The following is a 14,369-nucleotide window of genomic DNA, read 5'->3' as shown; positions in this document are numbered from 1 at the left end:
AGGTGTTTTCATTGTATACGGATCAACGAAAATCATTTTGGAAACAGAAAAAAGTCATGATCCCCATTCTTAGTATCATCGTAGTTGCTGTTGGTTTCTTTTTCTTAAAAGATTCTCTTTTCTCAAAAGAAAAAGAAGCTTTAAAAGCGGCTCAATCCTTTACAAAACAAATGGAGAAGAAAGACTTTACGAAGATGGCTGATGAGGTAACGAGTGCGTCTTTGAAAGCCAATGACTTCTCAAAAAAACAACTAGCCGAAAAATACGACAATATCTTCAACGGAATTGGCGCTTATGATCTGAACATATCAAAGCTCAACGTTGAAAAACAGGACAAAGGAAATGGATATCAATTTTCCTATGATGTGACAATGAAAACGTCATTTGGCAAGCTGCACAAGCTTTCTTACAAGGGCGTTCTCTCAGAAGAAGATGACAAATGGAAAGTCGACTGGAAGCCAAATCTCATCTTCCCACAAATGGAGAAGGGAGATACGATCAAAGTCAAATCAGACCCTGCTGTACGCGGAAACATCGTCGACCGAAAAGGACGTACCCTAGCAGAAACAACTGGCGGAAGCGCACTTGGCATCATCCCAGGAAAGCTTGGCACAGGAGAAGAAAAAGAACGCAATATCAAAAAAATCAGCAAGGCATTTGATATTGATGAAGAACTCATCGACAATCAGCTGAAACAAGCATGGGTCACAGACGACACGTTTGTTCCGCTCAAATCAATGTTAGAACAGAAGCCGATTCCAAAAGATATAAAAGGCGTCACCTATCAATCGAAGGAAATGCGTTACTATCCTTATAACAAAGCCGCCGCCCATCTCACCGGCTATGTTGGAAAAGCAAATGCAGATGATATCAAAAGAAATCCGGCGTTAAAAGCAGATCAAATCATCGGCAAAACCGGCCTAGAATTCACATTTGACAAAAACTTGCGTGGACAAGATGGCGGAAGCATTTTAATCGTCCATGATGAAACAGGCATTGAAGAAACATTGCAAAAATCAGATCGACAAGATGGAAAAACAGTGAAGCTGACCATTGATGCTTCTTTACAGAAAAAAGCCTATGAACAGCTGAAAGGTGAAAAAGGGGCCGTCACCATCATGAATCCATCTTCTGGGGATCTATTAGCGCTTGTCAGTGCCCCTTCCTATGATGTCAATCTCATGACAAACGGAATCACACCTAAGGAGTATCAGGCATACAGTGAAAACCCAGATCTCCCATTCCAAGCCCGTTATGCAAGCCGATATGCACCAGGGTCTACATTCAAAACCATTACAGCAGCCATCGGGCTGGAAACAGGTGTCACAAAGCCTCATAAAGTACGCACCATCCATGGACTGAAATGGCAAAAAGATCAATCTTGGGGCAATTATCGCATTACGCGGGTTCACGATAAAGAAAACGTAAATATGGTTGATGCCCTCGTATACTCAGATAATATTTACTTCGGTCAGGAAGCTCTGGAAATTGGCAAAGACACCTATGAGAAAAAAGTAAAAGCATTCGGATTTGGCGAAGATTTGCACATGCCATTTACAATGAAACCAGCACAAGTATCGAACGACGGCATTCAATCGGACATCCTGCTTGCTGATTCGGCATATGGTCAAGGTGAATTACTCATGTCACCGATTGAACAAGTACATGCCTATTCTCCATTTGCAACAGGGGGCAAGCTTGTCTATCCTCGAGTCGTTCAAGATGAGAAAACAGCATCACCAAAACAAATCGTCAAAGAAGACTCGGCAAATACAGTGAAAGACGCGCTCACTCAGGTCGTGACGAGTCCAAACGGTACAGCTCACTCCTTACAAATGGAAGGCGCTGATATCGCCGCTAAAACAGGAACGGCAGAACTGAAGAGCAAGCAAGGAGCAACAGACGGTTCTGAAAATGGATTTTTACTTGCATTTAATCCTAAAAAAGAAGATTACGTCCTCGTCGGTATGATTGAAGATGTAAAAAACCGCGGCGGTAGTGGACTCGTCATTCAAAAAATGAAGCCTGTCATCGCATCTTTTTATAAGTAACCATTTAGAGACACAAACACTTGTGTCTCTCAGCGTGTAGACAAACCCTCGCATTCGTTGTCAGTCCTGCGCTTCGGTGCTCACGAATGTCTAATTCGCTCCGCTCCGATGCTCGTACTTCCTAGACTTCAAAGGTTTTCTATCACGCTGAAAAGAAGACAAAGAGCTAAAATAAAGATCATTTTAGCTCTTTGTCAACAATCTGAGAGACACAAAAACTTGTGTCTCTTTTTTCTAAATCATGACAATTTGCTATTGTTTTATAGTTCACCTTATGAATAAAATGAGAAGAATGCAAAATTGAAAACAGTTGAATGAAAGGAGGATGTCTCATTGGCTATTGCTGCTCGTACTAAGGATAAACCTCAAAATTCCGTCACTGGCTCAACGGTCTATCCCATTTTATTGATTATTGGCATTTGTCATATGCTCAATGACACTTTGCAAGCCGTTATTCCTGCGATGTTCCCTATTTTAGAACGCTCAATGGGGCTGACCTTTACACAATTAGGGCTGATTGCCTTTACATTAAACATGGTCTCCTCTGTGATGCAGCCCGCTATTGGGTGGTACACAGATAAAAGGCCGATGCCTTATGCACTCCCGATTGCTTTATTTTCTAGTGCTGTCGGTATATTCGGGCTTGCGTTTGCGCCTTCCTTTGCCACCATATTGCTTTGCGTTGTCTTTATCGGACTCGGCTCTGCTATTTTCCATCCAGAGGGCTCTCGTGTTGCCAACATGGCTGCTGGTCCAAGACGAGGACTTGCACAGTCCATCTATCAAGTAGGCGGAAATACAGGTCAAGCCTTTGCCCCGCTAATCGCAGCATTAATGCTCGTCCCTCTCGGTCAGCCAGGTGTGGCTTGGTTTACGATTGTTGGAATGATTGCTGTCGGTTTCCTTCTTTATATTTCAAGATGGTACGCAGGAAGACTTCAAACCATTCGAGCTCAAGCGAAAAAAGCTCCAGCAAAAGCGGCAAGATCTGAACTTCACCGTAAGTCAGCACTCACAGCACTTGGCATTATCGTCTTTCTCATCTTTGCCCGCTCTTGGTATGGAAATGCGATATCGAATTTCTATGCGTTTTATGCGATTGAACAATATGGATTGACGATTAAAGAATCACAGACTTATATTTTCTTATTTCTCATTCTAGGTGCAATTGGGACGTTTTTAGGCGGGCCGCTTGCAGACCGCTTCGGCAAGAAAACCGTCATTTTAATTTCCTTATTGGCATCCTTTCCGCTTGCCTTGCTTCTGCCATTTGCCGGACCGGTTTTTGCTTATGTTTTACTTGGGCTGATTGGAGTCATTTTGACATCAAGCTTCTCTGTCACAGTTGTTTATGCTCAAGAACTATTTCCCGGGAAAATTGGCACAATGTCTGGTTTAACGGTTGGGCTTGCGTTTGGTATGGGTGCAATCGGATCGGTCGCTTTAGGCTCATTTATTGATACCTTCGGTTTAACGCCTACCATGATCGGGGTCGCTTTTTTACCGATATTAGGCATTCTGGCATTCTTACTACCTAGCGATCAAACCATCTCCAAATGGAATGAATCATAAAAAGGAAAAAACCGCTCAGTGATTGAGCGGTTTTTTCATATCTCATAAAAATGCGTATCAGGAACATGTTTCTTTGTAATAAATCCTTGCTGAAATTCTGGAAAGACTTTTTGTACCTGTTTAATCTTTTGATGAATTAAATCAGCATACGGAATATAGAGATGATCCACTAGATTTTGTTCTGTCATATAGTAATACCAATTCAGATTAAACGTATTCTCATCAATGATTGTAAAGGCAGAAAAATGATAGAACAAGAGTGGACATTCGTCGAGATACATATCCCCTTTCACAACGGAAAGCTTGTAGTTTTCAATATTCCAGATCGCAGCATTGGCTCCTTTAGATGTTACGACATGAACGCCTTCAAAATCATCGATCCATCTTTCAACATACCGCTGATCTCCATACGTCTTATTTTTTGTATCCATTTCGACTGTACAGTGTGCAAGACAGTTTTCCTTCCATTGTGTGACCGCACGTTTGGCAACGTCTGTGTTACGGCAGCCGACAAATCCAGTATTAAAGCGGCCAGACAATTCATAAAAGTGATAGAACCGCTCGGAATTCATATGATCTGTCAAAAATAAGTGAGCAAGTGGATTCTCAGCAAAAATCGCCTCTGGATCATGATAAAAATACAAATCCGTATCCAAATGGGCGAGATAATCCGCTTCCGAAGATTCAAGGATTTTGAGCAGAAAAGCAGGCTTTAACGTCCAGCAATACTCATGAAACGTCCGATTATCCTTTGCCTTTCGCAGCTTGTCATCTTCAATATTTTCAAGCTGTTCATATTGCACGTGCGGATGAGGAAATTCACTTAACACCTGGTAAGCCAACGGGTCTGCACATAATACCGATAGTTTAAATGAACGTGAGGTTTGTTCAAGCGAATGAATGAGCGCCAAAAGCTTAAAAACATGGGTATTCGACACAATGGTTGTAAAATGATAAGACGCCATCTACAACACATCCACTTGAAACAAATCAACGCGTAATAGCTCTTTCGTCAGCCCTTGAATGGCTTCAACAAGCACTGTGCAGCCATATTCTTGCCGTGCAAGTTGCGCTATCTCTGACAGCTTTTTCAAAGGGACATGTTTCGCTGTCAGCTGATCTTTTTTATCCCGTTTGATGCCTACATTCCGCTCTGTGATCAAATGAAGCAACTCTAAAAAATAAGAGAGCAGACCATCGAATACCGGATTTTCACGCAGCTGCCTAATCTCTTTTACAATGTCATTTGTGACGGTGTGAGAAAACGGACCAGAGAAAGCCAGATGGACATCAATGGCATCAATATTGTTGTACTTCTCGCACATATACAAAATGTTATATTTGATGTCATCAAAAGATGTTAAATTACTCGGATGTTCCTGATGCACGCTCAGGATATCCTCTCGCAATTCAAAGGAGAGACCAAGCTGATGCAGACGAATGCCTAAATCATAATCCTCAAACCCGTACCGAACGATCTTTTCATCAAACATCCCGAGCGCGATGACATGCTTCCGTTTGACAGAGGAATTATTCGTAATAAAAAATCGCCACGGCAACTCATAAGAGCCTAAATCATAGTTGTACGTGCGCAAAATGTCTTTGAGAATATCAATAAACTCAGACTGCAAATCAAAGCTTTTCTCTAGAAATGCACCATTCTCCACTTCTTGCATGGATAAAAGAGGCGTTTTATCTTTCATTTTCCGTTTATACAAACCTTGCTTTTTCAATCGCTTGATATGATCCTTATCAAATGCTTCGTAAAAATATCGATAAATCCGCTTCCAGCATACACCACAAATGACAAGGTCCTCTTGATGAGCATGTGCCTCCGCATGCTTTTGAATAAATTGCGGCTCTGCCAGCATATCACTGTCATGGAATATCAACAGGTCTCCTTCTGCCTCGCGAATGGCATGATTACGACCCTTGGCAATCCCTTGATTGACAGGAATACGCACCTTTTTAAACGGGAAATTCACCTCAATGTTCTCAAGCATTTCCATCGTGCCGTCCATTGACCCATTATCGGCGACAATGACTTCAAACGGAATATCCGTATCCTGAAGAGTTAAGGAAAAAAGACTCCCTTCTAAACGCTCCTTGGCATTATAGCTCGGAATAATGACGCTTACCTTTGGCTTCTCATTCATGCGTCATCCTCCTCAACTTTGGCATAGCCGTTAAACATCGGATCGACCTGCTCAACAGATTCAATCACATGACGTAGCACGTTTCGATAGGCTTCTTGGAAAAACGGCAGATCCTCTCTCCCCTTCTCATGAATTTGCTGCATCTCATCCTTACTCACGATGCGAAAGCCACTGAAATGATAGCAAATGAGCGGATGCCCATCCTCCAGCAAAATCCGTCCATTTTCTTCACGATAGGAATGCTGCCCATAGTTCCAATGACCAATATTCACGCCTTTTGTTTGAATATCCTCCACTTTTTCAAACAGCTTCGGCATATTATCGAGATAACCTTGATCGCCAAACTTGCCTTCACCCGGCGCATTTTTGCATTCCTTCAAGCATTCTTCTTTCCACCAGCTAAGGCATTTCCGGCCAGCTTCATCTCCTTTAAAATGCAGGAAGCCTGAATTATAGCGGCCTAAAAGCTTCTGAAGCATCTTCACTTCCTCAGGATCGAAGCTCGGAATCACAATATCCCCTCTCGAAAGTAATACAGAGGCATCCGGCTGATGCTGAAAAATCACTTGCGGGCTCTCATAAAAGAACAAATCCGCATCAAGATAGGTTACGCTCTCTGCCTGCTCCTGTTCAAATAACCACTCAATCCACATCGGCTTTAACGTCCAGCAATATTCCGAGGCATCCCGTTCCTCTTTTTTCTCCAGCAGCTCCGGCGTTTCGAGCTCACGTACATGAACAAGATCGACATGAGGAAAATTCATTTGATGAAGCAGATTAAATGCAGCATCATCCATACATAACGTCTTGATGACAGCACCATTTTCTACTTGCTTCAATGATAAGAAAAACGCAATGGCTTGATATAGTCTTCCACTTGATAGAACCGTACAATATATGCTGTTCATCTACTTACACCTCTATTTTTGAAAGAATTCGCGGTACCATTCAATCGTCTTCTCTAACCCTTCATCAATGGAGTAGTCAGGCTTCCAATCAAGCAGCTTTCTCGCCTTTTCTGCCGACAAATATTGGTGCTTGATCTCATGCGTTCCTTGATTTAGAATACGAGGCTTCAGTTCACTGCCCATTGCCTTTAAAATCTTATCCACGAGCTCAAGAACCGTCAGCTGAATTTCATTACTAAAGTTAAATGCTTCTCCAGCGAGCCCTTTCTCCTCCATCTTCTCAGCTAGCAGCAAATAAGCCTTAACCGCATCTTCAATGTAGAAATAATCACGAATAAATGTCCCATCACTTCTAATTTCAGGCGCTTCTCCTTCCAGAACAAGCTGGATGGTTTGCGGAATGATTCTGTTGAAATTTAAATCCCCGCCCCCGTATAAATTGCCGCAGCGCGTAATACAAACCGGGAGACCATATGTGTTGTAATACGTGTGAGAAATTAAATCTGCACAGCTCTTTGATACATCATACGGATGTTTCCCATTTAGCGGCATGTCTTCATCGTATGGAAGCTGCTCCTGATCGCCGTATGCTTTATCACTTGATGCCACGATGACTCGTTTGATTAGTGGCTGTCTTCTGCAAGCCTCTAGCACATTCCATGTCCCTAAAATATTGGCTTCAAATGTGGAAACAGGGTGTCTATTTGCAACCCCTACAATGGCCTGCGCCGCCAAATGGAAGACAGTATCAATTTCGTATTCTCCTAACGCACGTTCAATCGTTTGCATATCCTCCAATGCCCCTTGCACCACATTCATCTTTTCAAATTGACTGCCTTGATATAAATTCGATCGAGGCACCTGATCACGCACAAGTCCAGTTACGTTTGCCCCTTGATCAATCAATTCCTTGACGAGATAGCTTCCCAATAACCCTGTACATCCAGTCACAAATACGTTTTTCCCATTCCAAAATCCGCTCATGCCGTCACCAAACCTTCCATGGTTGTTTTCCATTTGTCCACATGCCATTGATTTCTTTCAAGTTCTTATACGTATCGATCGCTGTCCAAAATCCGTGATGCTCATAAACCGCAAGCTCTCCATCATTCGCCAGGTTTTGAAGAGGTTCTTCTTCAAACACGCATTGATCATCGTCTGTCAAATAGTCAAATACCTTTGGAGACAACACAAAAAATCCTCCATTGATCATCCCGATACTGTCTGTCTTCTCAGAGAAGGATTGTGCCATCCCGTTATATACCTTCAACGTCCCGTACTGTGACTTCTTTTCAATTCCTGTAACAGTCGCAGCTGCCCCAAGATCTTGATGACGCTTCAGCAGATGAAACATATTGATATTGGCAAGTCCATCACCATACGTCATCATGAATGTCTCATCCCCAATGTAATCCTGTGCCTGCTTTAACCGTCCGCCTGTCATCGTATTCTCGCCCGTATCTAAAAAGGTGATTTTCCAGTTCTCTGACTTTCCTAAAAGTTTCATTTCCCCTGTTGCCATATCCAGCTTCATGCTGTGATGCCGCCAGTCGTAGTTCAGGAAATACTCTTTAATCTTCTCTCCTTTATATCCAAGCAATAAGATAAACTCATCTACTCCGTAATACTGATAGATTTTCATAATATGCCATAGAATAGGCCGATCTCCGATCATAGCAAGTGGTTTAGGAAGCGCTTGTGTGACCTCACTCATTCTCGTTCCCTTTCCTCCGCAGAGAATGACTGCTTTCATCTTCTCCCCTCATCTCTCTATGAAAATTTTTGATTGAAAACCTCATCTTTATGCGGATAATCAGTACATGTACCCTCATACTTTGTCCGACATCAGGTTTTGAATCTACTCTATTCATATGTCGAAATGAGAGAGCGTGCCACCTAGCATTTAACTATTTTTACAAATAAAAAAAGAGCGAGATTTGTATTCTCGCTCTTTCAAAGTTTAAATTGTATATTATCAGGGTAGATGGTATGATAAACATGTGCATCAACAGCACAAACAGCCTCTTTTTATTAAGAGACTACTAGATGGAATGAATTCAAGTGGCAGCTTGCTTCATTCACAATATGAATCACGGAGGTGAATTCCCATGGCACAAAACGTACTTTGTGAAGTGAACTCTTGCCGTTTTTGGGCTGATAACAGCTGTACGGCTTCTACCATTAAAATTGGTAAAAACACAATGACTGATGTGACTCGCAATGCTGAAACTGATTGCGAAACATTTGAAACAAAATAAGTAATTTTTCTGAGATGAAGGAACTGGCAGGTTCCTTCTTTTCTTTTATCATTCTATCAAGAATGATAATTATTATCAAGTGTTTTTCACGAAACATTTCTCGGGAAATAATGACACGATATTTCTCCATTCGTTGACGATTTTCACTCCTTTTTCTATACTCAACATATCCGAAGAAGAAAAAGTGGTGACCAATCAATGGATTTTACGATACGTTTTCTATCATTCTTTGTCGTAGAAATCGAAGGCAAAGATGAACAAGCAAATAAACGGTTCAAGCATTATCAAACATTAGATCAAGAGGAATTTGAACAAAGTGAACTGAAGGACTTTTTAGATGGTGAGCTAAAAAAAATCGTCAAACGAAAAGTGGACAGACACCCTAAATCAGAACAAGTACCAACCAAAATTGGCCGGTTCATTGTCGAGCCTGGTCATGATCTCGATTCAAATCCAAACTACAATTTATTTCATCAGACGAGATTTGCCGATACAAAAGAAGTATTTAATGAATGCAGTGAACAGTTTGTTCGCACGTATTTAGATACAAGTGCTGTCAGAGGCGGCGTTTTTTTAGTTGCGTCCGCCGTTCCTAAAAAGTACTTCGATGACTCCTTTGTTTTTATTATGAAATGTGATTTTGAACAGAAAGTCGCTTCTATCGCTGATACATCTACCTTGATCAAAAAAGTAGAAATGGCGATTACAACAAAAAACATGAAATCAATTCAATATCCATTTATGCCAGAAGAGGGCATGACGGAGGAAGCTGAAGTGAAAATTCACCAATCCTCACATGCTCGTTATTTTGAGGACTTTCTGAAATTCGTCGAATACGGGGAATCTATGCCCGAAATCATGAAATCACAGGTCATGAATATGGTGCAGGAACAAGTATTTGAAACATTACAGGATGAAAGTGAAGAATTAAAGCAGTTCGAAGAGGATCTTGAAATATGGGAAGCAAGTGAAAAGCGAGAAATTAGAGAAACACTCGATACAGAACAGGTCACACTAGCAGCTTCTCACATTGTGGAACAAACCCCTGATATCACAATGAAAATGCGTCTAGGTGAAACAGAAATCAAAGGACTTTTAGCCGACTTCGGCCACTCGATCCATATTGCGAAGGTCAACAATCGATATGTCGTGCTCGTCGAAGCAGACCAAATCGTCTTTGAAAAAGGAAGCACACCTGTTGAATTCCATAAACCAAATGGATTAAAAGAGGTTGTCAGCCAGCTGACGCAAAAAGCCTACGATTCAGACTTAGAATAAAAGAATAGACTGCCTCTTGCGATCAGCTGCATGAGGCAGTTTTTTATACAACGCTTTATTTTTTTACGCTGCACTAGACGAAACTTGTTGACCGCCTCTTCCCCACATGCTGACAAGCATGAGGCTTATGACGAGCATCAACCAAAAGACGCTGTTTGTTCCGAAAAACTGGATCAATGTATACCCACACAAAGGTCCTAAAGCAGCCCCCATATCTTGAACAAAAGAATAGCTGGCGAGAAAGCGGTTCTTATCTGTTTGAGCAGAGGCTTTTTGAAAGGCAAGCGTATCGGTGAACGTTGTGACAATCGTTGCCAGCAGCTGAATCAAAAGCAGCATCAATAGGAACCAGCCACTTACCTTCAGCATGACCCCAAGAACACTGAGCCCTCCAAATGAAAGAAACATCCAGCATAGCATTCGTTCCTTCATCACAAGCCGATCAAACCATCTGCCCGTTCTCGGTGCGAGAAATGGTTCCCATCCCCACCTGAGTGCTTGAATCACACCGCTTAAAGCCGAAGCTCCGATGACAAAGCCAAACAGGGTCAATTCATCCTGATCGATCTTTGCTTCAATGACATGACTTAGCGTGGATGCGAATAAACCTTGGATGATCAGTGCGATCAGCATGCCTGTTATCAGTACTTTTACCACATCTCGTGTAAACCATTTTTGTTTGATGCCATGATACACCTGAATGTCTTCTCTCTTTTCAATTTCATCCAGCGATACATAAAAAATGCATCCCATCAATGTGAGTAAGCCAAAGACTAGCGTCATGGACTGAAAACCGATCAAGCTAGCAAAGATTCCGCCACATAACATGCCAAATAAACTGCCAAGCCGGTAAAGCCCATTATAAAGCCCCGTCAAATGTCCTTGTGAGCTTTCGTCCATTTCAGCCAAAACCCTCATCCCGCTCATACGGAGTAATGTCCAAGCAAGACCCCATGCGCAGCGGCAGATCAATAGCAGCCAAAAGCCGCTCACCCCATATAATATCGTGGTCACTGATGCGATCAAAATCGCGATCAATACACCCGTTTTCATTGGGATATAGCGATAGAGCCACCATACGACAGGTGCTAGCGGGATACGAATGAATCGATTGATGGACAGCAGTAACCCGACCTCCCAAATGGATGATAAACCAATCTCTTTCCAATAGACTGGAAGAACAATATAGAGCATTGAATCCCCAATAAGTGCAAATGCTGTGATGAGCGATATTGACACAACTTGCTTTTGACGACGATCCATTTTTTCTTCCCCCTTCGCTACCTTTACGATAAGGGATGCTTTATAATAAATCTAATGAATGTTTTTGATTGATTTATCAAAAAAATTGATAGGTGGTGCGAAATTGAATTTACATGCCCTTCGGATTTTTGCAAAGGTCGCAGAGACAAAAAGCGTCACACAAACTGCAGATGTTCTCTCTTTAACACAGCCAGCTGTGACCGCCCAGCTTAGAAGCATTGAACGCGAGATCGGATTTCGCCTTTTTAAACGAAACGGCCGAGGAATTAAGCTCACAGAAATGGGAAAGATGCTGTACCCTTATGCCCGGCAAGTATTTGAGGCTGAAAAGGAAGTAGAATATCAGATCACGCTATTGCAAAATGGGAAGAAGGGGCGCCTCCGCATCGCTTCTACCTACGTACCACTCAACTTTTTGTTGCCTGATTGGCTGGCTGCATTTAAATCGTCATCTCCACAGACAGAAATTGAATTAAAAAGTGGAAACTCCGCTCAAGTGATTGAGAGCCTGCTTCAATATGAATCAGATGTCGCCATCGCCGTAATTGAAGATTTGCATCATGAGGAGATTGTTACCTCTCATTTGACGAATTTAAGCTATGATTTTATTGTGCCAGCAGACCATCCGTTGAACGGAAAAACCGTTCCGCTAGAGCGCCTGAGCCTGGAGCCTTTTTTGATGCGCGAAGAAGGTAGTTCCACTAGAGATAAACTCTTTTCCCTGTTCACCTCGAAAGGAATTAAGAAACCGACTGTTGATTTACAATTCAGCGGTGTTCATGAAGCGATTCAAATGATCAAAGCTGGCTATGGGATCACGCTTGTTCCCCGTGATGCGGTTCAAGGTAGTCTTAAGCGGAAAGAGATTGGGCGTGTATATATCGAAGGCATAGAAATCATCAGACCTGTTGTGATCTGCAAACGGGCGAATGATCTTGAAGAAAATAGAACCGTGGATGCCTTCCTAAAAACGAAAGAGATCGGTCCATTTAAGGAGCCGGCTGCAAATTAAAAAAAGTGCCTGCATGAGAAACAGGCACTTTTTTCTATTCAGTTGGCTGCACGATGTCATATGGTACAGCCTTTGAGGCTTTCACTAATTGTTCTGGTGTGATCAATATTTCATTTCCCCATTCACCTGCTCCAACACCTAATATGTCTTCCTCTAATAGCGAAGCTTCGATGATGGTGCGGAAGCCTTCAGGCTGCCAGCAAAACGGCGGTATTGAGCCAATTCGGTAGCCCGTCACTTCTAGAACCTTCTCTGGTGAAGCCATTTTAATATTACGGGATCCAGCCGCTTTCTTTAGTTTCCCTGATTTAATATGCTGGTCAGCACCAACCATCACAAGCAGCTGCTCTCCTTCCCCTGTTTCAAAAATCAATGTCTTGATCATTTGTCTCTCACGAAAACCAAGGGCTGCTGCTACATTTGCGGCTCCCTTCTCTGTTTCGGAAGAAAATGTTTTCATCTCATAAGGGATGCTGTGCTGATTCAAGTATTCATGTGCTGGCAGTACTTTCATTGATTTGAACCCCTTTCCTTACAATGTCTTTTATTTAGCTTATCACAATCCTCTCATCCTTAAGATGTATTTTTCTATGGAAAACCTCTAGGCCCTTCATCACCATGTTATACTGAACTTGTTTTTGGAAAGGAGCCGGTTGGATATGGGAAATAAGTTTTGGTGCTATACAGGCAGTAAAAGCCTTCTCATGCTGAGTGATATTCTATTTTTGATGATCATCACGTTAGTTATTTATCAAGATACACAATCTGTTGCCTATGCGGCAGTATTTCCACTAATAAGAACACTATGTCAGTTATTGGCTGGGCTTATTTCTCCTGTTTTGACCGCTCACTTTCAAGCCGATCGTCTATTGAAATGGGTCCCTCTTTTTCGGATTGCGATGCTCGTTGTGTTCACAACCCAATTTCATTTCTTTCAGCAGCATCTGGTCTGGCTGTTTAGTGCGTTCATTTTAATTTCCATCACAGGCGGATTCATTAGTCCTTTATTACAGGCCATCATGCCGATACTTGTGCCAGCAAATCAGCTTGTGAAAGCGAACAGTACAGCCTCTGTTTTTTATCAATCTGTTCAAATTGCTGGCTATTCGTTTACTGGAATGCTTGTCCTATTGATTGGTCCATTTTATTTAATGTGGGCCTCTTGTTTCATGATTGTGTTGTCTTATCTATTTATCCTCCCTGTTCTTTCTCTACTCAAGCAAGAAGACACGGTCCAAAAGGCAGATACGATGAACAGGTTCAAGGATGGCTGGAAGATTATTTGGACAAACAAAACGGTGCGCACTCTGACCTTCATGGATGTTTGTGAAAATATTGCAGGTGCATTATGGGTCGGACCGGTTACACTTGCCTTTGTCACACTTGTTTTAAAGCAAGGTGAGGAATGGTGGGGATTTATCAATGCAGCTTATTATATAGGTGCCATTATAGGCGGGCTCTTGGCTGCATGGCTGAGCCGTTTTATTCAAAAACAGCTTCTCCTTTTTATGGCAGCAGGCTCTTTTATTTATGCAGTGCTAACCATTCTGTTTTCGCTGAACAACCTGCCATGGCTTGCGTTGCTGCTTTGTATTTTGATGGGGCCAGCATATCAAATCCGTGATGTTTCACAGCAAACCATTCTTCAAACGGAAACGCCAGTCCATGATTTATCAAAAGTGTATTCGGCTCAATATGTCCTCTCTTCTATATCTGTCAGTTTATCTATTTTCTTTGTTGGATTGATTGCAGATGCATTCGGGACGAGATTTGTGTATTTGCTAGGCGGTCTGTTTGTACTGGTCTGTTCCGGCATTGCCATCCTCTCTTTTATGAAGCAGAAAAAAAAGAGCAGCTGATTCGTGCAGCGG

At 42.2% G+C, this 14,369-nt stretch carries 13 protein-coding genes; 6 read left to right on the top strand and 7 right to left on the bottom strand.

Features of this window, described 5'->3' with window-relative positions:
• The first annotated feature begins 11 nt into the window (after positions 1-11).
• On the top strand, positions 12-2,051 hold the full coding sequence (pbp4, locus tag NKR21_RS03770; RefSeq protein ID WP_144456676.1) for a penicillin-binding protein PBP4(5): 2,040 nt from the start codon (positions 12-14) through the stop codon (positions 2,049-2,051).
• A gap of 333 nt (positions 2,052-2,384) precedes the next feature.
• Positions 2,385-3,623: an MFS transporter gene (locus NKR21_RS03765; RefSeq protein ID WP_012009217.1), complete on the top strand. Its 1,239-nt coding sequence runs from the start codon at positions 2,385-2,387 to the stop codon at positions 3,621-3,623.
• Between the two features lie 35 nt (positions 3,624-3,658).
• Here NKR21_RS03765 and NKR21_RS03760 read toward each other — a convergent pair whose 3' ends face one another.
• Genes NKR21_RS03760 through rfbF form a run of 5 tightly spaced genes read right to left on the bottom strand, consistent with a single transcriptional unit; the run spans position 3,659 to position 8,440 of the window.
• Complete coding sequence (locus tag NKR21_RS03760; protein WP_144456678.1) at positions 3,659-4,588, bottom strand: putative nucleotide-diphospho-sugar transferase; 930 nt, start codon at positions 4,586-4,588, stop codon at positions 3,659-3,661.
• Complete coding sequence (locus NKR21_RS03755) at positions 4,589-5,779, bottom strand: glycosyltransferase family 2 protein (protein WP_012009215.1); 1,191 nt, start codon at positions 5,777-5,779, stop codon at positions 4,589-4,591.
• Positions 5,776-6,687: a putative nucleotide-diphospho-sugar transferase gene (locus tag NKR21_RS03750; RefSeq protein ID WP_144456680.1), complete on the bottom strand. Its 912-nt coding sequence runs from the start codon at positions 6,685-6,687 to the stop codon at positions 5,776-5,778. Before NKR21_RS03750 ends, NKR21_RS03755 begins: the two co-directional genes overlap by 4 nt.
• Before the next feature lie 12 nt (positions 6,688-6,699).
• The gene (locus NKR21_RS03745; protein ID WP_041816148.1) at positions 6,700-7,671 is read right to left on the bottom strand and encodes a GDP-mannose 4,6-dehydratase; all 972 of its coding nucleotides are present in this window, start codon (positions 7,669-7,671) and stop codon (positions 6,700-6,702) included.
• Positions 7,672-7,675: 4 nt separating this feature from the next.
• Positions 7,676-8,440, bottom strand: a complete 765-nt coding sequence (gene rfbF / locus NKR21_RS03740) for a glucose-1-phosphate cytidylyltransferase (protein ID WP_012009212.1) — start codon at positions 8,438-8,440, stop codon at positions 7,676-7,678.
• A 355-nt stretch (positions 8,441-8,795) separates the two neighbouring features.
• On the opposite strand from rfbF, the gene NKR21_RS03735 reads away from it, so the two are divergent.
• Positions 8,796-8,945: a DUF1540 domain-containing protein gene (locus NKR21_RS03735; protein ID WP_003213883.1), complete on the top strand. Its 150-nt coding sequence runs from the start codon at positions 8,796-8,798 to the stop codon at positions 8,943-8,945.
• Positions 8,946-9,143: 198 nt separating this feature from the next.
• The gene (locus NKR21_RS03730; RefSeq protein WP_144456682.1) at positions 9,144-10,223 is read left to right on the top strand and encodes a DUF3900 domain-containing protein; all 1,080 of its coding nucleotides are present in this window, start codon (positions 9,144-9,146) and stop codon (positions 10,221-10,223) included.
• A gap of 63 nt (positions 10,224-10,286) precedes the next feature.
• Here NKR21_RS03730 and NKR21_RS03725 read toward each other — a convergent pair whose 3' ends face one another.
• Positions 10,287-11,486, bottom strand: a complete 1,200-nt coding sequence (locus NKR21_RS03725) for an MFS transporter (RefSeq protein ID WP_144456684.1) — start codon at positions 11,484-11,486, stop codon at positions 10,287-10,289.
• 103 nt (positions 11,487-11,589) lie between these two features.
• Between NKR21_RS03725 and NKR21_RS03720 the strand changes: the two genes are divergently transcribed.
• A complete protein-coding gene (locus NKR21_RS03720) occupies positions 11,590-12,498 on the top strand; it encodes a LysR family transcriptional regulator (protein WP_119124537.1) in 909 nt (302 codons plus the stop codon).
• A gap of 34 nt (positions 12,499-12,532) precedes the next feature.
• Here the strand turns inward: NKR21_RS03720 and NKR21_RS03715 are convergent, their stop codons facing one another.
• The gene (locus NKR21_RS03715; protein WP_144456686.1) at positions 12,533-13,012 is read right to left on the bottom strand and encodes an aminoacyl-tRNA deacylase; all 480 of its coding nucleotides are present in this window, start codon (positions 13,010-13,012) and stop codon (positions 12,533-12,535) included.
• A 145-nt stretch (positions 13,013-13,157) separates the two neighbouring features.
• Here NKR21_RS03715 and NKR21_RS03710 point away from each other — a divergent pair, with 145 nt between their 5' ends.
• Positions 13,158-14,357 (top strand): MFS transporter, encoded by a 1,200-nt coding sequence (locus NKR21_RS03710; RefSeq protein WP_144456688.1) that lies wholly within the window; start codon positions 13,158-13,160, stop codon positions 14,355-14,357.
• Positions 14,358-14,369 lie beyond the last annotated feature (12 nt).

Source organism: Bacillus sp. 1735sda2, from assembly GCF_024159245.1.
Classification (GTDB): Bacteria; Bacillota; Bacilli; order Bacillales; family Bacillaceae; genus Bacillus; species Bacillus pumilus_O.
This window is presented reverse-complemented; position numbering and strand designations above follow the sequence as displayed.